This window comes from Rhizobium croatiense, assembly GCF_019793465.1.
Classification (GTDB): Bacteria; Pseudomonadota; Alphaproteobacteria; order Rhizobiales; family Rhizobiaceae; genus Rhizobium; species Rhizobium croatiense.
Map to the genome: position 1 here is coordinate 1 of NZ_JAILYJ010000016.1, position 17,658 is coordinate 17,658.

The 17,658-nt window shown below is 62.2% G+C and carries 18 protein-coding genes; 17 read left to right on the plus strand and 1 reads right to left on the minus strand.

Annotated features, from left to right (window positions below):
* A partial coding sequence (locus K6M89_RS23200; protein ID WP_222141142.1) for a class I SAM-dependent methyltransferase occupies positions 1-476 on the plus strand: 476 nt, incomplete at its 5' end.
* On the opposite strand, the gene K6M89_RS23205 is transcribed toward K6M89_RS23200, so the two are convergent.
* On the minus strand, positions 473-979 hold the full coding sequence (locus K6M89_RS23205; RefSeq protein WP_222141143.1) for a hypothetical protein: 507 nt from the start codon (positions 977-979) through the stop codon (positions 473-475). The two genes, K6M89_RS23200 and K6M89_RS23205, sit on opposite strands and share 4 nt — an antisense overlap.
* A gap of 415 nt (positions 980-1,394) precedes the next feature.
* Here K6M89_RS23205 and sdhC point away from each other — a divergent pair, with 415 nt between their 5' ends.
* The 16 genes from sdhC (at position 1,395) to K6M89_RS23285 (ending at position 17,641) form a co-directional block, all read left to right on the plus strand.
* A complete protein-coding gene (sdhC, locus tag K6M89_RS23210) occupies positions 1,395-1,790 on the plus strand; it encodes a succinate dehydrogenase, cytochrome b556 subunit (protein WP_097580596.1) in 396 nt (131 codons plus the stop codon).
* 10 nt (positions 1,791-1,800) lie between these two features.
* Entirely contained in the window at positions 1,801-2,181 is a 381-nt protein-coding gene (gene sdhD / locus K6M89_RS23215; protein WP_097580597.1) for a succinate dehydrogenase, hydrophobic membrane anchor protein, read from the plus strand.
* Positions 2,182-2,188: 7 nt separating this feature from the next.
* Entirely contained in the window at positions 2,189-4,030 is a 1,842-nt protein-coding gene (sdhA, locus tag K6M89_RS23220; RefSeq protein WP_097580598.1) for a succinate dehydrogenase flavoprotein subunit, read from the plus strand.
* 18 nt (positions 4,031-4,048) lie between these two features.
* Positions 4,049-4,828: a succinate dehydrogenase iron-sulfur subunit gene (locus K6M89_RS23225; RefSeq protein ID WP_088677571.1), complete on the plus strand. Its 780-nt coding sequence runs from the start codon at positions 4,049-4,051 to the stop codon at positions 4,826-4,828.
* 5 nt (positions 4,829-4,833) lie between these two features.
* The gene (locus K6M89_RS23230) at positions 4,834-5,652 is read left to right on the plus strand and encodes a nucleotidyltransferase domain-containing protein (RefSeq protein ID WP_313141257.1); all 819 of its coding nucleotides are present in this window, start codon (positions 4,834-4,836) and stop codon (positions 5,650-5,652) included.
* A gap of 138 nt (positions 5,653-5,790) precedes the next feature.
* Entirely contained in the window at positions 5,791-6,309 is a 519-nt protein-coding gene (locus tag K6M89_RS23235; protein ID WP_097580599.1) for a protease inhibitor Inh/omp19 family protein, read from the plus strand.
* 63 nt (positions 6,310-6,372) lie between these two features.
* Positions 6,373-7,536 (plus strand): cell division protein ZapE, encoded by a 1,164-nt coding sequence (zapE, locus tag K6M89_RS23240; RefSeq protein ID WP_222141144.1) that lies wholly within the window; start codon positions 6,373-6,375, stop codon positions 7,534-7,536.
* A gap of 174 nt (positions 7,537-7,710) precedes the next feature.
* Entirely contained in the window at positions 7,711-8,673 is a 963-nt protein-coding gene (mdh, locus tag K6M89_RS23245) for a malate dehydrogenase (RefSeq protein WP_010034465.1), read from the plus strand.
* 34 nt (positions 8,674-8,707) lie between these two features.
* Entirely contained in the window at positions 8,708-9,901 is a 1,194-nt protein-coding gene (gene sucC / locus K6M89_RS23250) for an ADP-forming succinate--CoA ligase subunit beta (RefSeq protein WP_097580601.1), read from the plus strand.
* Between the two features lie 18 nt (positions 9,902-9,919).
* On the plus strand, positions 9,920-10,822 hold the full coding sequence (sucD, locus tag K6M89_RS23255) for a succinate--CoA ligase subunit alpha (RefSeq protein WP_038691746.1): 903 nt from the start codon (positions 9,920-9,922) through the stop codon (positions 10,820-10,822).
* Between the two features lie 170 nt (positions 10,823-10,992).
* Entirely contained in the window at positions 10,993-13,977 is a 2,985-nt protein-coding gene (locus tag K6M89_RS23260) for a 2-oxoglutarate dehydrogenase E1 component (protein ID WP_222141145.1), read from the plus strand.
* A 15-nt stretch (positions 13,978-13,992) separates the two neighbouring features.
* A complete protein-coding gene (locus tag K6M89_RS23265; protein WP_039622629.1) occupies positions 13,993-14,301 on the plus strand; it encodes a YciI family protein in 309 nt (102 codons plus the stop codon).
* 40 nt (positions 14,302-14,341) lie between these two features.
* Positions 14,342-15,604, plus strand: coding sequence for a 2-oxoglutarate dehydrogenase complex dihydrolipoyllysine-residue succinyltransferase (odhB, locus tag K6M89_RS23270; RefSeq protein ID WP_097580602.1), 1,263 nt, complete (start codon positions 14,342-14,344; stop codon positions 15,602-15,604).
* Between the two features lie 11 nt (positions 15,605-15,615).
* Positions 15,616-16,365, plus strand: coding sequence for a DUF4241 domain-containing protein (locus K6M89_RS23275; RefSeq protein ID WP_222141146.1), 750 nt, complete (start codon positions 15,616-15,618; stop codon positions 16,363-16,365).
* Positions 16,362-16,892, plus strand: coding sequence for a hypothetical protein (locus K6M89_RS23280; RefSeq protein ID WP_222141147.1), 531 nt, complete (start codon positions 16,362-16,364; stop codon positions 16,890-16,892). Before K6M89_RS23275 ends, K6M89_RS23280 begins: the two co-directional genes overlap by 4 nt.
* Positions 16,889-17,641, plus strand: coding sequence for an SDR family oxidoreductase (locus K6M89_RS23285; protein WP_097580605.1), 753 nt, complete (start codon positions 16,889-16,891; stop codon positions 17,639-17,641). The genes K6M89_RS23280 and K6M89_RS23285 overlap by 4 nt, the downstream gene beginning before the upstream one ends.
* Positions 17,642-17,658: the final 17 nt, after the last annotated feature.

The window sequence follows — 17,658 nt, forward strand, 5'->3', positions numbered from 1 at the left end:
GGCAGGGACTGGCGCGCTACATCCTCGATCATCCACACATGGTGCGCGGCAAGCGCGTGCTGGATTTTGCCAGCGGCTCCGGCCTCGTCGGCATTGCGGCTGTCATGGCCGGTGCGCGTGAGGTGACGGCCGCCGATATCGATCCCTGGGCGGAGACGGCGATCCGGCTGAACGCCAAGGCCAACGGCGTTTTTCTCGAATTTACCGGCGCCGACCTCATCGGACAGGATATTGACGCCGATATCGTGCTTGCCGGCGACGTCTTCTACGACCGTGCCTTCGCCGATGCGCTCGTTCCCTGGCTGACGAGGCTGACGGCGGAAGGCATATTGGTTCTGGTCGGCGATCCCGGGAGAAGCTATCTGCCACGGGAGCAGCTGGAATTCTGCACAGCCTATCAGGTGCCGGTGACGCGGGCGCTGGAGGACAGCGAAATCAAGACGACGACGGTCTGGCGCTTCGGCTCAATATCTTAAGGCCGGATCACGCAGACATTGGCCTCGTAGCTGCAGGGATCGTCCTGGACAGCGACGTCGATGACCTTCGCTTTCGGCGCCAGCGGCACCGGCCAGGCTGAGGGATAATACCCGTAGCCATTGCCGCCGACATAAGTCCCGCCATCGATCTGATAAGCATAGGAGCCGGCATAGGTATCGCCGCTGTCGCCGCCGGGCGGCTGCGGCGCGATGATGGTTAGGCTGCTGCGGGCGACGCGATTTGTCGCCGGGGACGAAAACTGCTTCAGGAACGGCATCCGCTCCCTGCCGTGCCGGCGAACATGGGTGCTATCGAACCGGATGCCGCGATCGCGCCAGCCGAGGCGTTGGCCGAGAAACAATCCGTTGTGCAAGGCGTGGCGGTGGCCAAGGAATCGATGATCGGCGAAGCGATGATCGAGACGGCGCTCGCCGGCGGCGGCAGGCAAGGCGACAAGCGCGGCGAGTGCAAGCAGGGCGACTGCAGACGGACTGCGAAACATGGATGCCGGCCTCCGGAAATCTCGATCGTTAACAAATCGTTAATGCCAGATTGCGCCAAAAGCCGCTGCTTGTCCATGCGCCCGGGAAGCACGGCGTAAATATTGAGCCGAAAGACCAGTTTCGTTGGCGCGGTTCAGCTTTCGTCGAAGCGCAGATAGGCTCTAACCTTTTGTTCTTACGCAATTCCGGGCGCAAAACCGCGTCTCAGCTTTTCTGAAACTGCTCTCACCCGCAAACTTAGCGGTAACCCGAATCGATTAAATTAAAAGCAGACAGCGATTGTGCTTGTCGTCGGGCTTTCCGGTGAGTAAACGTCGCAATTGATGCAACGCACACAGAGAACTTTGTCATTCGTGTGGTTGACTGAGCATGCTCCGAAATCCGGGAGCGCAGAGAAGCCGCCGCGAGGTTCTGATGGCGAACGTGACAAATAACCGGCCCTTGTCGCCGCATTTGCAAGTCTACAAACTTATTCCCACCATGGTCATGTCCATCGTCCACCGCATTACCGGTGGGGCGCTCTATGTCGGCACGCTGCTCGTCGCCTGGTGGCTGATCGCGGCGGCAAGCGGCCAGAGTTCCTACGACTGGGCCAACTGGGTGCTCGGCAGCCTTCTCGGCAAGCTCGTGCTGCTCGGCTACACCTGGGCATTGCTGCACCACATGCTCGGCGGTTTGCGCCATCTCATGTGGGATCTCGGTTACGGCTTCGAGAAGGAAGTCTCGACCAAGCTTGCCATCGCCAACATCATCGGGTCGCTCTGTCTGACCGTGCTGGTCTGGGTGATCGGCTTCCTCATTCGCTTCTGAAGGTCCTCTCATGGATATGCGCACCCCCCTCGGCAAGGTTCGCGGGCTCGGCTCCGCCAAGGAAGGCACGAGCCATTTCTGGCGTCAGCGGCTGACCGCCGTCTCCAATATTCCGCTGATCCTATTCTTCGTCATCTTCATGATCGCCTATGCCGGCGCCCCCTATGCGGATGTGGTTCGCGCCCTGTCGAACCCCTTCGTCGCCGTCGTCATGGGCTTGATGGTGATCTCAGGCGTCATCCATATGAAGCTCGGCATGCAGGTCATCATCGAAGATTACGTGCAAGGCGAGTTCGGCAAGATCGCTCTGCTGATGCTGAACACCTTTTTCGCGATCGTGATTGCCGGCCTCTGTCTCTTCGCCATTCTGAAAATAGCATTCGTAGGATAAGCTCGATATGGCACCGACTTCACCCGCCCAGAACGGCAAGGCCTACAATTATGTCGACCACTCCTATGACGTGATCGTCGTCGGCGCCGGCGGCGCCGGCTTGCGCGCCACGCTCGGCATGGCCGAGCAGGGTTTCCGCACGGCCTGCATCACCAAGGTGTTTCCGACCCGCTCGCACACGGTTGCGGCGCAGGGCGGCATCGCCGCCTCGCTGCGCAACATGACGCCCGACAGCTGGCAATGGCACCTCTACGACACCGTCAAGGGCTCCGACTGGCTCGGCGACGTCGACGCCATGCAATATCTGACCATGGAAGCGCCGAAGGCGGTCTATGAGCTCGAACATTACGGCGTGCCGTTCTCACGCAACGAGGAAGGCAAGATCTATCAGCGTCCGTTCGGCGGCCATATGCAGAATTACGGCGAAGGCCCGCCGGTGCAGCGCACCTGCGCCGTGGCCGACCGGACCGGCCACGCCATCCTGCACACGCTCTACGGCCAGTCGCTGCGCCACAACGCCGAATTCTTCATCGAATATTTCGCGCTCGACCTGATCATGTCGGAAGACGGCAGCCGCTGCACCGGCGTCGTCGCCTGGTGCCTTGATGACGGCACGATCCATCGCTTCGCCGCCAAGATGGTGGTGCTGGCGACCGGCGGCTACGGCCGCGCCTATTTCTCGGCGACCTCTGCCCATACCTGCACCGGCGACGGCGGCGGTATGGTGGCACGCGCCGGCCTGCCGCTGCAGGACATGGAATTCGTGCAGTTCCACCCGACCGGCATCTACGGTTCGGGCTGTCTGATCACCGAGGGCGCACGCGGCGAAGGCGGCTACCTCGTCAACTCCGAGGGCGAACGCTTCATGGAGCGTTATGCGCCGTCGGCCAAGGACCTTGCCTCGCGCGACGTGGTTTCGCGCTGCATGACGCTGGAGATCCGCGAAGGCCGCGGCGTCGGCAAGAACAAGGATCACATCTTCCTGCATCTCGACCATCTTGACCCGGCCGTGCTGCACGAGCGGCTGCCGGGCATTTCCGAGAGCGCAAAGATCTTCGCCGGCGTCGACGTCACGCGCGAGCCAATCCCGGTCCTGCCGACCGTCCACTACAATATGGGCGGCATTCCGACGAATTATTGGGGCGAGGTGCTGAACGCCGACGGTGCCAATCCGGAGCGGATCATCCCCGGCCTGATGGCGGTGGGCGAGGCAGGCTGCGCCTCGGTGCACGGCGCCAACCGTCTCGGCTCCAACTCGCTGATCGACCTCGTGGTCTTCGGCCGCGCCGCTGCGATCCGCGCCGGCGAGGTCATCGACCGCGCAGCGCCGATCCCGCATCTCAATATCGCCGCCTGCGACAAGATCATGGACCGCTTCGACGGTCTGCGCTACGCCGGCGGCGGCACGCCGACGGCTGACCTGCGCGAGAAGATGCAGCGCGCCATGCAGGAAGACGCCGCCGTCTTCCGCACCCAGGAATCGCTGGAATCCGGTTGCCGGCGCATCTCGGCGATCTGGCAGGAAATGCGCGACATCAAGGTCACCGACCGCTCGATGGTCTGGAACTCCGATCTGGTGGAGACGCTGGAGCTGCAGAATCTGATGGCCAACGCCATCACGACGATCTACGGCGCCGAGGCCCGCAAGGAAAGCCGCGGCTCGCATGCCCGTGAGGATTATACCGAGGGCGCATTTGCCGGCCGCGACGACGTCAACTGGCGCAAGCATACGCTTGCCTGGGTCAACGAGGCAGGCGACGTCAAGCTCGATTACCGACCGGTTCACACCGACCTGATCGCGGAAGGCATCGATCCGCACAAGATCGAGCCGAAAGCCCGCGTCTACTGATTTCAAGAGGAACCTGGTATGGTTGAACTCGCTCTCCCCAAGAATTCTCAGATGCGCGAAGGCAAGGTCTGGCCGAAGCCGGCGGGTGCGACGAACACCCGCGAGTTCCGGGTCTACCGCTGGAGCCCGGATGACGGACAGAACCCGTCGATCGACACCTTTTACATCGATGTCGACGATTGCGGCCCGATGGTGCTCGACGGCCTGCTCTATATCAAGAACAAGATCGACCCGACGCTGACGCTGCGCCGGTCCTGTCGCGAGGGCATCTGCGGCTCCTGCGCGATGAATATCGATGGCACGAACACGCTGGCCTGCACCAAGGGTCTCGACGATATCAAGGGCGCGGTGAAAATCTACCCGCTGCCGCACTTGCCGGTCGTCAAGGATCTGGTTCCGGATCTCACCAACTTCTACGCCCAGCATCGTTCGATCGAGCCCTGGCTGAAGACGGTGTCGCCGGCGCCGGCCAAGGAATGGAAGCAGAGCCATGAGGACCGGCAGAAGCTCGACGGCCTCTATGAATGCATCCTCTGCGCCTGCTGCTCGACCTCCTGTCCGAGCTACTGGTGGAACGGCGACCGTTATCTCGGCCCGGCCGTCCTGCTGCAGGCCTATCGCTGGCTGATCGATTCCAGAGACGAGGCGACCGGCGAACGCCTCGACAATCTCGAGGATCCGTTCCGTCTTTATCGCTGCCACACGATCATGAATTGCGCGCAGACCTGCCCCAAGGGCCTCAATCCGGCCAAGGCCATCGCCGAAATCAAGAAGATGATGGTCGAGCGCCGGGTCTGATCGCCGTGCATGCCGATGGCGGAATAGACGGCTTCGATCCAGAAGCCGTCAGAGAGATCAGGTCACGGCTCGCCTCGGTCCGCGAGCAGGGCATCCGTATCGGTTTTGCAATCGAAAGCGGCAGCCGCGCCTGGGGGTTTCCGTCTCCCGACAGCGATTATGACTGCCGTTTCGTCTATATTCGTCCCGTCGAACATCATCTTGCGCTTGCTTCGGTGCGCGATGTCATCGAGTTTCCGATCGTTGGCGATATCGATACCGGTGGCTGGGATCTGCGAAAGGCGCTGCTGCTTGCCCTCAAGGGAAACGCGGTGGTGGTCGAATGGCTGAAATCGCCGATCGCGTACGAAGAGGAGGCGGGTTTTCGCTCGCGTCTCGGCGCGCTGCTTGATCTCATCATGGTGCCGGAAAAGGTCGCTGCCCATTATGTCGGGCTCATGCGGCAGCATTTTCAGAGCCAGGGCGAGGGGGCGATCAAGCTGAAGAAGCTGCTTTACACCGTGCGCCCGGCCGTCGCGCTCGAATGGATGCGGCAGCGCTCGTTTCGCGCGCTGCCGCCGATGAATATGCTGGAGTGCCTGGAGGCGGTCTCGATCGCTCCCGATGTTCGAACGGCGATACTTGATCTCGTGCATGTCAAGAAACAGACGCGCGAAATGGGGGAAGGTCAGCCGCCAGTGCTGGTGCGATCCTTTCTGGAGAGTTCGTTCGAGCGTTATTCGCAGTTATTGCGGGAGTTCGACAAGGATCCGGACAGAGATCAGCGCGCGCAACACCTTGCTGACAAATTCTATGTGCAGGAAGTTTTGCAGCGGGATAGTTGAACTGTATCGTTTTTCGGTTAGTTGTTGTCACGGGCGATTTTTGCCGCCCGACTTGATTAACCAAAGCGAATTACGATAATCGGATCTTGTCTCAAGCCCGTTTCTCTGCGGCGACAGCCGAATTTCAGGAGTATGATGATGCAGTTGCGATATGCGATGACAGGTCTGGTGGTGGCTCTCGCGCTAGCCGGTTGTCAGCGTACGGCATATGATTACAGCTCCAACTCTCCCAGCGCCGCGCCGGCGCCGCTGACGGCGCAGCCGGTTCCCTCTGTGCAGGGCGGACAGCTTCCGCCGCCGACCGGCAGCTCGCAGTTCCCGGCCGCGCCGGCGTCGACATCGCCGATGCCGGGTGCCCAGCCGGGCGCGGTCGCCGCGAATGCGCTCGATGTCACGAAGGAATCGATGGTCGGAAATTGGCGCGTCAACGGCAGCTGCGACATGTTCCTGACGCTGACCAATCTCGGCAGCGGGTCGCGCGGCGGCACGCGCGGCTGCGTCGGCGAGTTGACGGCGATGGGCTCCTGGGAAGTCGCAGGCAAGCAGGTGCTGCTCAAGGACCGTTCGGGCAACCAGATCGGCAGCGTCTACAAGACGGCCGACAACCGCTTCCAGGGTCAGACGAATACCGGTCAGCCGATCAGCCTCAGCCGGTAATTAACCGGCGCGGTAAACGATCCGGCGGCGCCCCGCCGATGACCGACAGGCGGACATGCCCTTATGCAGCCAATGCCAGATTATGCGCTCAGCGTCTGCGAACAGCTTAAATCGCTGACGATTTCCGGTGCTTTGCAGGTCGATTCCGCCCAGATGGATGTGGCCAAAAGCCTGGATCGGGTGCTCGCCGGGCTGAAGCAGCAGCGACCGGCGGCGAAGTCGAGCGCGCTCGGCTGGCTGTTCGCCTCGAAGAAGAAAGCCGTAGGCGGCATCAAGGGGCTTTATATCCACGGCAGCGTCGGACGCGGCAAGACCATGCTGATGGACATGTTCTTCTCGATGGCGCCGTGCCGGAAGAAGCGGCGGGCGCATTTCCATGAATTCATGGCGGATGTGCACAACCGTATCGCGGCGCACCGGCTGAAGCTCAAGAACGGCGAGACGAAGCAGGCCGATCCGATGCCGCCGGTCGCCGCAGCCCTTTACGAGGAAGCAGAACTGCTCTGCTTCGATGAATTCACCGTCACCGACATTGCCGACGCGATGATCCTGTCGCGGCTGTTCTCCGAACTCTTCGCGCGGGGATGCGTGCTGGTCGCGACGTCGAATGTCGAGCCGGACAATCTCTACAAGGACGGTCTCAACCGCGGCCTGTTCCTGCCCTTCGTCGCGCTGCTCAGGCAGCATGTCGATGTCGTCACCCTGGATTCCCCGACCGATTACCGGATGGAGAAGCTGAACAGCCAGCCGGTCTATCTCGTGCCGATCAACGAACATAACGACATGGCGATGGAGGCGTCCTGGACGCAGGCGCTGCATGGGCGCAAGGCGCAGCCACTCGATATTCCGATGAAGGGGCGCGCCATCCATGTGCCGCTCGCCGCCGACCGCATGGCGCGATTCTCTTTCGCCGATCTTTGCGAGAAGCCGCTCGGTGCTGCCGACTTCCTGGCCATCGCCAAACGCTTCGATATCGTCTTCGTCGATCACGTCCCCTTGCTCGGACCAGAAAAACGGAACCAGATCAAGCGCTTCATCATTCTGGTCGATACGTTCTACGATCATGCCGTACGGCTTTATATATCGGCGGCGGCGATGCCGGAGGACCTGCTCGTCGCCCGTCGGGGCACCGAAGGCTTCGAATTCGACCGCACGGCGTCGCGTCTCTTCGAAATGCGCAGCGCTGAATATCTTGCGATGCACCATGACAAACGCGCCGCCGAGTAACAATATAGTGACAAACTTTCTTACGTTTACGTAAGAATTTTAGTATCTAAACGATTGAAAACGCTACATCAAAATTAATGGATTGCCATTTTTGGGCTTTGGGTCTATGCGATTGCGTCATTGAGCGGTGCCTCAGCGTCGTTCGACGAATTTGATCGCAAAGGAAACAGCGAAATGGCGCGTAACAAGATCGCACTCATTGGTTCTGGCATGATTGGTGGCACGCTGGCGCATCTCGCCGGCCTGAAGGAACTGGGCGATATCGTCCTCTTCGACATTGCCGACGGCATTCCCCAGGGCAAGGGCCTCGATATCGCACAGTCCTCCCCGGTCGAAGGCTTCGACGCCAATCTGACCGGCGCCAGCGACTATTCCGCCATCGAAGGCGCTGACGTCTGCATCGTCACCGCCGGCGTTCCGCGCAAGCCGGGCATGAGCCGCGACGATCTTCTCGGCATCAACCTCAAGGTCATGGAGCAGGTCGGCGCCGGCATCAAGAAGTATGCGCCGAACGCCTTCGTCATCTGCATCACCAACCCGCTCGACGCCATGGTCTGGGCGCTGCAGAAGTTTTCCGGCCTTCCGGCCAACAAGGTCGTCGGCATGGCCGGCGTTCTCGACTCCTCGCGTTTCCGCCTCTTCCTCGCCAAAGAATTCAACGTCTCCGTTCAGGACGTGACGGCCTTCGTTCTCGGCGGTCACGGCGACACGATGGTGCCGCTCGCCCGCTATTCGACGGTCGGCGGCATCCCCCTCACCGATCTCGTCACCATGGGCTGGGTCACCAAGGAGCGCCTGGAAGAGATCATCCAGCGCACCCGTGACGGCGGCGCCGAAATCGTCGGCCTGCTGAAGACCGGCTCGGCCTACTATGCGCCGGCCGCCTCGGCGATCGAGATGGCCGAATCCTACCTCAAGGACAAGAAGCGCGTTCTGCCCTGCGCTGCCCATCTCACCGGCCAGTACGGCGTCAAGGACATGTATGTCGGCGTTCCCACCGTCATCGGCGCCGGCGGCGTCGAGCGCGTCATCGAGATCGACCTCAACAAGACCGAGAAGGAAGCCTTCGACAAGTCCGTCGGCGCCGTCGCCGGTCTTTGCGAAGCCTGCATCAACATCGCGCCTGCCCTCAAGTAGTCGGCGCCGAAGTCATCGAAACAGGGATAAACCCATGAACATTCATGAATATCAGGCCAAGGCTCTGCTGAAGGGCTATGGCGCACCGGTTGCCGAGGGTGTGGCTGTCCTCAAGGTTGAAGAGGCCGAGGCTGCCGCCAAGTCGCTTCCCGGCCCGCTCTATGTGGTCAAGAGCCAGATCCATGCCGGTGGCCGCGGCAAGGGCAAGTTCAAGGAACTGTCGCCGGAAGCCAAAGGCGGCGTGCGTCTCGCCAAGTCGATCGACGAAGTGGTCGCCCACGCAAAGGAAATGCTCGGCAATACGCTGGTGACGGCGCAGACCGGCGAAGCCGGCAAGCAGGTCAACCGCCTCTATATCGAGGACGGCGCCGACATCGCTCGCGAGCTCTATTGCTCGCTGCTGGTCGACCGCTCGGTCGGCCGCGTGGCCTTCGTCGTTTCCACCGAAGGCGGCATGGACATCGAAGCTGTCGCCCATGACACGCCCGAAAAGATCCAGACGATCGCCATCGATCCGGAGGCCGGCGTGACGGCTGCCGACGTCGCAGCGATCTCCAAGGCGCTGGCGCTCGAGGGTGCCGCTGCAGCAGACGCCAAGTCGCTCTTCCCGGCGCTCTACAAGGCCTTCAACGAGAAGGACATGGCGCTGCTCGAGGTCAATCCGCTGATCGTCATGAAGGATGGCCACCTGCGCGTTCTCGACGCCAAGATGTCGTTCGACGGCAACGCACTCTTCCGCCACGACGACGTCAGGACGCTGCGCGACGAGACCGAAGAGGACGCCAAGGAAATCGAGGCTTCCAAGTGGGACCTCGCCTATGTCGCGCTTGACGGCAATATCGGCTGCATGGTCAACGGCGCGGGCCTTGCCATGGCGACGATGGACATCATCAAGCTCTACGGCAAGGAGCCGGCCAACTTCTGCGACGTCGGCGGCGGCGCCGGCAAGGAGAAGGTCGCGGCGGCCTTCAAGATCATCACTGCCGATCCCAAGGTCGAGGGCATTCTCGTCAACATCTTCGGCGGCATCATGAAGTGCGACGTCATCGCCGAGGGCGTCATTGCCGCGGTCAAGGAAGTCGGCCTCAAGGTTCCGCTCGTCGTGCGCCTTGAAGGCACCAATGTCGAGCTCGGCAAGAAGATCCTGAACGAGTCGGGTCTCGCGATCACGGCGGCTGACGACTTGGACGATGCGGCTAAGAAGATCGTCGCGGCGATCAACGGCTAATTTGAAGGATCGGAAAGAATGTCTATTCTCGTCAATAAAGACACCAAGATCCTCGTTCAGGGTCTGACCGGCAAGACCGGAACCTTCCACACCGAACAGGCGCTTGCCTATTACGGCACGCAGATGGTTGGCGGCATCCACCCGAAGAAGGGCGGCGAAACCTGGACCGGCGCAAAGGGCGAAAGCCTGCCGATTTTCGCGACCGTTGCCGAAGGCAAGGAAAAGACCGGTGCCGACGCGACCGTGATCTATGTTCCGCCGGCCGGTGCGGCCGACGCCATCATCGAGGCGATCGACGCCGAAATCCCGTTCATCACCTGCATCACCGAGGGCATTCCCGTCATGGACATGGTGCGCGTCAAGGCGCGCCTCGACCGCTCCAAGTCGCGCCTGCTCGGCCCCAACTGCCCGGGTATTCTGACGCCGGAAGAATGCAAGATCGGCATCATGCCGGGTTCGATCTTCCGCAAGGGTTCGGTCGGCATCGTCTCCCGCTCGGGCACGCTGACCTATGAAGCGGTGTTCCAGACTTCCAACGAAGGCCTCGGCCAGACGACGGCCGTCGGCATCGGCGGCGACCCGGTCAAGGGCACCGAGTTCATCGACGTGCTCGAAATGTTCCTGGCCGACGAAGCCACCCAGTCGATCATCATGATCGGTGAAATCGGCGGCTCGGCAGAAGAAGACGCTGCGCAGTTCCTCAAGGACGAAGCCAAGAAGGGCCGCAAGAAGCCGATGGCCGGCTTCATCGCCGGCCGCACGGCGCCGAAGGGCCGCACCATGGGCCATGCCGGCGCCGTGGTATCCGGCGGCAAGGGCGATGCGGAATCGAAGATCGCGGCGATGGAATCGGCAGGCATTCGCGTCTCGCCGTCTCCGGCCCGCCTCGGCAAGACCTTGGTTGAAGTCCTCAAGGGCTAAGCCAGCCATATAGACCGGGCGGAAGAACGGCATCTGCGTTTCCGCCCGGTGTGACAGCACGAGACCAGCAGATGCGCCGCGGACAGGCGGCAATCGGAATGCGGCAGCCGGTGACGAAGCCGGCAAATTCATCAAAGTCAGGAGGCGGACGGAAGCGTCCGCATATCACCATGGCACGGCAAGAAGCCAACGAGCAGTTTCAGATCACCTCGTTTCTGGATGGCGCCAACGCGGCCTATATCGAGCAGCTCTATGCGCGCTACGAAGAGGATCCGGCATCGGTCGATGACCAATGGCGCGCCTTCTTCAAGGCACTGGAAGACGATCCTGCCGATGTGAAGAAGGCGGCCAAGGGAGCTTCCTGGCGCAAGAAGAACTGGCCGCTGGCGGCCGGCGGCGACCTGGTGTCGGCGCTCGACGGCAATTGGGGCATCGTCGAGAAGGCGATCGAAACCAAGGTGAAGGCGAAGGCCGAAGCCGCCGGCAAGCCCACTGATACCACCGACGTGCTGCAGGCGACCCGCGATTCGGTGCGCGCCATCATGATGATCCGCGCCTATCGCATGCGCGGCCATCTGCACGCCAAGCTCGATCCACTCGGCATCGCCGCTACCGTCGACGATTATCATGAGCTGTCGCCGGAAAATTACGGTTTCACATCAGCCGATTATGATCGCAAGATCTTCATCGACAACGTGCTCGGCCTGGAATACGCGACCATCCGCGAGATGATCGAGATCCTCGAGCGCACCTACTGCTCGACGCTCGGCGTCGAATTCATGCATATCTCCAATCCCGAGGAAAAGGCATGGATTCAGGAGCGCATCGAAGGGCCCGACAAGGGCGTCGCCTTCTCGGCCGAAGGCAAGAAGGCGATCCTTGCCAAGCTCATCGAAGCCGAAGGGTACGAGCAGTTTCTCGACGTCAAGTTCAAGGGCACCAAGCGCTTCGGTCTCGACGGCGGTGAATCGCTGATCCCCGCACTGGAACAGATCCTGAAGCGCGGCGGCCATCTCGGCCTCAAGGAAGCGGTGTTCGGCATGGCCCATCGCGGCCGTCTGAACGTGCTCTCCCAGGTGATGGGCAAGCCGCATCGCGCCATCTTCCACGAGTTCAAGGGCGGTTCCTATGCGCCCGACGAAGTCGAAGGTTCCGGCGACGTGAAGTACCATCTGGGCGCGTCCTCCGACCGCGAATTCGACGGCAACAAGGTGCACGTCTCGCTGACGGCAAATCCGTCGCATCTCGAAATCGTCGATCCGGTCGTCATGGGCAAGGCTCGCGCCAAGCAGGACATGAGCGCGACGGTATGGGAAGGCGATATAATTCCGCTGTCTGAACGCTCCAAGGTGCTGCCGCTACTGATCCACGGCGACGCGGCCTTCGCTGGCCAGGGCGTCATCGCCGAAATTCTCGGCCTGTCCGGTCTGCGCGGCCACCGTGTCGCCGGCACCATGCACGTCATCATCAACAACCAGATCGGTTTCACCACGAACCCGGCCTTTTCGCGCTCGTCGCCATATCCGTCGGACGTCGCCAAGATGATCGAGGCGCCGATCCTGCACGTCAACGGCGACGACCCGGAAGCCGTGGTCTATGCGGCCAAGATCGCGACCGAATTCCGCATGAAGTTCCACAAGCCTGTCGTGCTCGACATGTTCTGCTATCGCCGCTACGGCCACAACGAAGGCGATGAGCCGTCCTTCACCCAGCCGAAGATGTACAAGGTCATCCGTGCCCACAAGACGGTGCTGCAGCTTTACGCAGATCGTCTCGTTCGCGAAGGCCTGCTCACGGATGGCGAAGTTGAAAAGATGAAGGCCGACTGGCGTGCGCATCTCGAGCAGGAGTTCGATGCCGGCCAGAGCTACAAGCCGAACAAGGCCGACTGGCTGGATGGCGAGTGGTCGGGCCTGCGCACCGCCGACAATGCCGACGAGCAGCGGCGCGGCAAGACCGCGGTGCCGATGAAGACGCTGAAGGAGATCGGCCGCAAACTGTCGGAGATCCCGGCCGGCTTCAATGCCCACCGCACGATCCAGCGCTTCATGGAAAACCGGGCCAACATGATCGCCACCGGCGAGGGCATCGACTGGGCGATGGCCGAAGCGCTCTCCTTCGGCGCACTCTGCCTCGAAGGCCACAAGATCCGCCTGTCCGGCCAGGATTGCGAGCGCGGCACCTTCTCGCAGCGCCACTCGGTTCTCTACGATCAGGAGACCGAGGAGCGTTACATTCCGCTCGCCAATCTTTCGCCGACGCAGGCGCGCTACGAAGTCATCAACTCGATGCTTTCGGAAGAGGCCGTGCTCGGCTTCGAATACGGCTATTCGCTTGCCCGCCCGAATGCGTTGACGCTCTGGGAAGCGCAGTTCGGCGATTTCGCCAACGGCGCGCAGGTGGTCTTCGACCAGTTCATCTCGTCGGGCGAACGCAAATGGCTGCGCATGTCGGGGCTCGTCTGCCTGCTGCCGCACGGCTATGAAGGCCAGGGTCCGGAACACTCCTCGGCCCGCCTCGAGCGTTTCCTGCAGCTTTGCGCGGAAGACAATATGCAGGTCGCCAATGTCACGACGCCGGCGAACTACTTCCACATCCTGCGCCGGCAGCTGAAGCGCGACTTCCGCAAGCCGCTGATCCTGATGACGCCGAAGTCGCTGCTGCGCCACAAGCGGGCGGTCTCGACGCTGGCCGAAATGGCCGGTGAATCCGCCTTCCATCGCCTGCTCTGGGACGATGCCGAAGTGATCAAGGACGGCCCGATCAAGCTGCAGAAGGACAACAAGATCCGCCGCGTCGTCATGTGCTCCGGCAAGGTCTATTACGATCTTCTCGAAGAGCGTGAAAAGCGCGGTATCGACGACGTCTATCTGCTGCGCGTCGAACAGCTCTATCCGTTCCCGGCAAAGGCGCTGATCAACGAGCTGTCGCGCTTCCGCAACGCCGAAATGGTCTGGTGCCAGGAAGAGCCGAAGAACATGGGCGCATGGTCGTTCATCGACCCCTTCCTCGAATGGGTGCTTGCCCATATCGATGCGAAGTACCAGCGCGTCCGCTATACCGGCCGTCCGGCTGCCGCCTCGCCGGCGACGGGCCTGATGTCGAAGCATCTGTCACAGCTCGCCGCATTCCTCGAGGATGCATTGGGCGGTTAAATCAAGGGGGGCGTAATGGCTTATTTCTTTTTGAGACTGCTGCCGCCGCGCCCCACTTTTCCGCATGACGGAACCGGGGAGGAAATGGCGGCGATGAAACGCCATGTCGAATACTGGCATCGGCACGCCCTTGCGGGATCGGCGGTCGTCGTCGGTCCGGTGTTCGAGGGTGCAGGCGCCTTCGGCATGGCGGTCGTCGAAGTCGAGGATCAGGCAGCGGCCCAGGCGCTTGCCGACGGCGACCCGATCATCGCTTCCGGATTCGGTTTCCGTTTCGATATCCTGCCGATGCCCTCGATCATCTTGCGGCCGCCCGCCGTCTGAAACGCTTAAAACGAACACACACGAAATCAGGATCTGAACAATGGCCACAGAAATCCGCGTTCCAACTCTCGGTGAATCCGTCAGCGAGGCAACCGTCGGCACCTGGTTCAAGAAGGTCGGCGACGCCATCAAGGCCGACGAGCCGATTCTCGAGCTTGAAACCGACAAGGTGACCATCGAAGTTCCGGCACCAACCTCCGGCACGCTTTCGGAAATCGTCGTCGCCGCCGGCGAGACGGTCGGCCTCGGCGCGCTGCTCGGCCAGATTGCCGAAGGTGCCGTCGCTGCCGCCGCGCCGGCCGCTGCTGCACCGGCCGCCGCTCCTGCCCAGCCAGCGCCGGCGGCTCCCGCTCAGCCGGCGCCGGTTGCCGCTGCGGCGGCATCATCGTCGAGCGCTTCCGTCTCCACCATGCCGCCGGCCCCGGCGGCCGCGAAGATGCTGGCCGAAAGCAACCTTTCCGCCGATCAGATCGACGGCAGCGGCAAGCGCGGCCAGGTGCTGAAGGGTGATGTCATTGCCGCCGTCGCCAAGGGCATTTCCGCTCCGGCAGCCCCGGCGGCAGCGCCCGCCGCAGCGCGCGGCCCGTCGACGGTCGAGGACGCCTCGCGCGAAGAGCGCGTGAAGATGACGCGCCTGCGCCAGACGATCGCCAAGCGCCTCAAGGATGCGCAGAACACCGCCGCCATGCTGACCACCTATAACGAGGTGGACATGAAGGCGGTCATGGACCTGCGCAACAAGTACAAGGACATTTTCGAGAAGAAGCACGGCGTCAAGCTCGGCTTCATGGGCTTCTTCACCAAGGCGGTGACGCATGCGCTGAAGGAACTGCCGGCGGTCAATGCCGAGATCGACGGCACCGACGTCATCTACAAGAACTACTGCCACGTCGGCATGGCCGTCGGCACCGACAAGGGCCTCGTTGTTCCCGTCATCCGCGATGCCGACCAGATGTCGATCGCCGAAATCGAGAAGGACCTCGGCCGTCTTGCCAAGGCAGCCCGCGACGGTTCGCTCTCCATGGCCGATATGCAGGGCGGCACCTTCACCATCACCAATGGTGGGGTTTACGGCTCGCTGATGTCCTCGCCGATCCTCAACGCACCGCAGTCCGGCATTCTCGGCATGCACAAGATCCAGGAGCGGCCGGTTGCAATCGGCGGCCAGGTGGTCATCCGTCCGATGATGTATCTGGCGCTTTCCTACGATCACCGCATCGTCGACGGCAAGGAAGCGGTCACCTTCCTCGTGCGCGTCAAGGAAAGCCTGGAAGATCCGGAACGCCTGGTTCTCGATCTCTAAGGAGCTTTTCCATGCGGAACCGGATCATGCGAGCGGCGCGCCTTGTTATTTGCGCTGCCGCCGCGCATGTCCCGGTTTCCGCATCGGCGGCCGGCTGGGACGTCAGCAAGGCAAGCAGCAATTTCGAGCTGGTGACACTCGGTGACGGCGAACTCTCCGGACGGTCGATCAACGTGATCCATATGGGCAATGTCGAGCTGACCTCGGGGCGCATCGTCGCCGCCGACCCGCTCGCCCAGCCCGATCGGCCAGCACTCGCCAGGACGGTTGCGCCGGGCGACTATCCGGTGACGCTCTACCAGGCGTTCGGGCGGATCGCCGCCGCCAGCATGCGGTTTGCCGAGGGTAAGCCGGATCATTGGGAGCTTGCTGTCCTGCCCGGACAAGACGTAGCGACGCTGAAGGACGACGAGTTCTTCGGCTACCCCGTCGACGCCGGTCTCGGCTGCTATACGGATGCCGATACGCTGGCGTTGATCGAAGAGCGCGAAGCGCAGGTCCAAGCGCAGAAGCCGGACGCCGACATCAATTATTACGACGACGTGCTGGCCTCGGACCTCGATGCCAACAAGGGGCATTATGCGCTGCACCGGCCGATTGCCGGCAAGAAGGGCAATGTCGCGGTGTTCTGGAGCGGCTGGGGCGATGGTTTCTATCCCGTCTTCTGGGGCCTCGACAAGGATGGCCGCCCGCTGGCGCTGTTGACGGATTTTGGTGTGATCGAGAATGCCGACGGACGGCGAGAGCCGGAGGTGCAATGAGCGGGACGATCGGGATCATGGCAGGACGGAAGGGCGTGGCTGCGATTGCAGCCGCCGCATTTTTCGCCATTCCGGTTGCCGCGTTCGCTATCGATTGCAAACAGGAGCAGGCCGTCTACACCGACCGTGACGGCGCCTATGAACTGCGCTTCGCGCCGCTCAATTCTCCCTCGGCTGCCGCCAGCAACCAGTTCAAGGTGAGCGCGCTCAAGACATCCGTCGTCATGGAAGGCTATGTCATGCCGTCGGAGGATCCGGTGCGCGCCATCGGCATCCTGATGTTCAACTGTCCGGAGGGCGATGTGACCGGCGCCGATCTCGACGCCTGCACGGTCTGGCAGGGCGCCGTCTACGGCATGGATGCCGAGGGCGAGATCGACAATCTGCAGCCGGAGGGCGCCGGGGCCGCCGAAAAGCTGGTGCTCCCCGGCCTTGGTCCCGCCATTCGCGAATCCAGTGCCTGGGGCGAGGGCAAGGCTTCCGTGGCGCCGTGGGACGTGCTGACATTCAAGGAGTGTGCGACATGAGCGATACACCTGTTGTTCTCGTGACCGGCGGAAGCCGGGGCATCGGCGCCGCCGTCTGCCGCCTTGCCGCGCGCCAGGGCTGGCGTGTCGGGGTGAATTACGCCGCCAACCGCCAAGCGGCGGATGCCGTTGTTGCGGCGATTACCGAAAGCGGTGGCGAAGCCGTCGCGATCCCGGGTGATGTCGGCAATGCTGCCGATATCGCCGCGATGTTTTCGGCGGTTGATCGTCAGTTCGGACGGCTCGACGGACTGGTCAACAATGCCGGCATCGTCGACTATCCGCAGCGGGTCGACGAGATGTCGGTCGAGCGGATCGAGCGCATGCTGCGCGTCAATGTGACCGGCTCGATACTCTGCGCCGCCGAGGCCGTGCGCCGCATGTCGCGCCGATATAGTGGACAGGGCGGGGCCATCGTCAACGTCTCCTCGATGGCGGCAGTCCTCGGTTCGGCGACGCAGTATGTCGATTATGCGGCATCGAAAGCGGCGATCGACACCTTCACCATCGGACTTGCGCGCGAGGTCGCCGCGGAAGGAATTCGCGTCAATGCCGTCAGGCCCGGCATCATCGAAACCGATCTCCATGCATCCGGTGGGTTGCCGGACCGGGCGCGCGAAATGGCGCCATCGGTCCCCATGCAACGGGCCGGCATGCCGGAGGAGGTGGCGGATGCAATCCTCTATCTGCTTTCACCGTCGGCGTCCTATGTCACCGGATCGATCCTCAATGTGAGCGGCGGCCGTTAGAAGGACAGAGCGAAATC

Bases quoted from the DNA above. Each gene is read 5' to 3' on its own strand.
- K6M89_RS23205 (WP_222141143.1), bottom strand. From the start codon at position 979: ATGTTTCGCAGTCCGTCTGCAGTCGCCCTGCTTGCACTCGCCGCGCTT.
- sdhC (WP_097580596.1), top strand. From the start codon at position 1,395: ATGGCGAACGTGACAAATAACCGGCCCTTGTCGCCGCATTTGCAAGTC.
- sdhD (WP_097580597.1), top strand. From the start codon at position 1,801: ATGGATATGCGCACCCCCCTCGGCAAGGTTCGCGGGCTCGGCTCCGCC.
- sdhA (WP_097580598.1), top strand. From the start codon at position 2,189: ATGGCACCGACTTCACCCGCCCAGAACGGCAAGGCCTACAATTATGTC.
- K6M89_RS23225 (WP_088677571.1), top strand. From the start codon at position 4,049: ATGGTTGAACTCGCTCTCCCCAAGAATTCTCAGATGCGCGAAGGCAAG.
- K6M89_RS23235 (WP_097580599.1), top strand. From the start codon at position 5,791: ATGCAGTTGCGATATGCGATGACAGGTCTGGTGGTGGCTCTCGCGCTA.
- zapE (WP_222141144.1), top strand. From the start codon at position 6,373: ATGCAGCCAATGCCAGATTATGCGCTCAGCGTCTGCGAACAGCTTAAA.
- mdh (WP_010034465.1), top strand. From the start codon at position 7,711: ATGGCGCGTAACAAGATCGCACTCATTGGTTCTGGCATGATTGGTGGC.
- sucC (WP_097580601.1), top strand. From the start codon at position 8,708: ATGAACATTCATGAATATCAGGCCAAGGCTCTGCTGAAGGGCTATGGC.
- sucD (WP_038691746.1), top strand. From the start codon at position 9,920: ATGTCTATTCTCGTCAATAAAGACACCAAGATCCTCGTTCAGGGTCTG.
- K6M89_RS23260 (WP_222141145.1), top strand. From the start codon at position 10,993: ATGGCACGGCAAGAAGCCAACGAGCAGTTTCAGATCACCTCGTTTCTG.
- K6M89_RS23265 (WP_039622629.1), top strand. From the start codon at position 13,993: ATGGCTTATTTCTTTTTGAGACTGCTGCCGCCGCGCCCCACTTTTCCG.
- odhB (WP_097580602.1), top strand. From the start codon at position 14,342: ATGGCCACAGAAATCCGCGTTCCAACTCTCGGTGAATCCGTCAGCGAG.
- K6M89_RS23275 (WP_222141146.1), top strand. From the start codon at position 15,616: ATGCGGAACCGGATCATGCGAGCGGCGCGCCTTGTTATTTGCGCTGCC.
- K6M89_RS23280 (WP_222141147.1), top strand. From the start codon at position 16,362: ATGAGCGGGACGATCGGGATCATGGCAGGACGGAAGGGCGTGGCTGCG.
- K6M89_RS23285 (WP_097580605.1), top strand. From the start codon at position 16,889: ATGAGCGATACACCTGTTGTTCTCGTGACCGGCGGAAGCCGGGGCATC.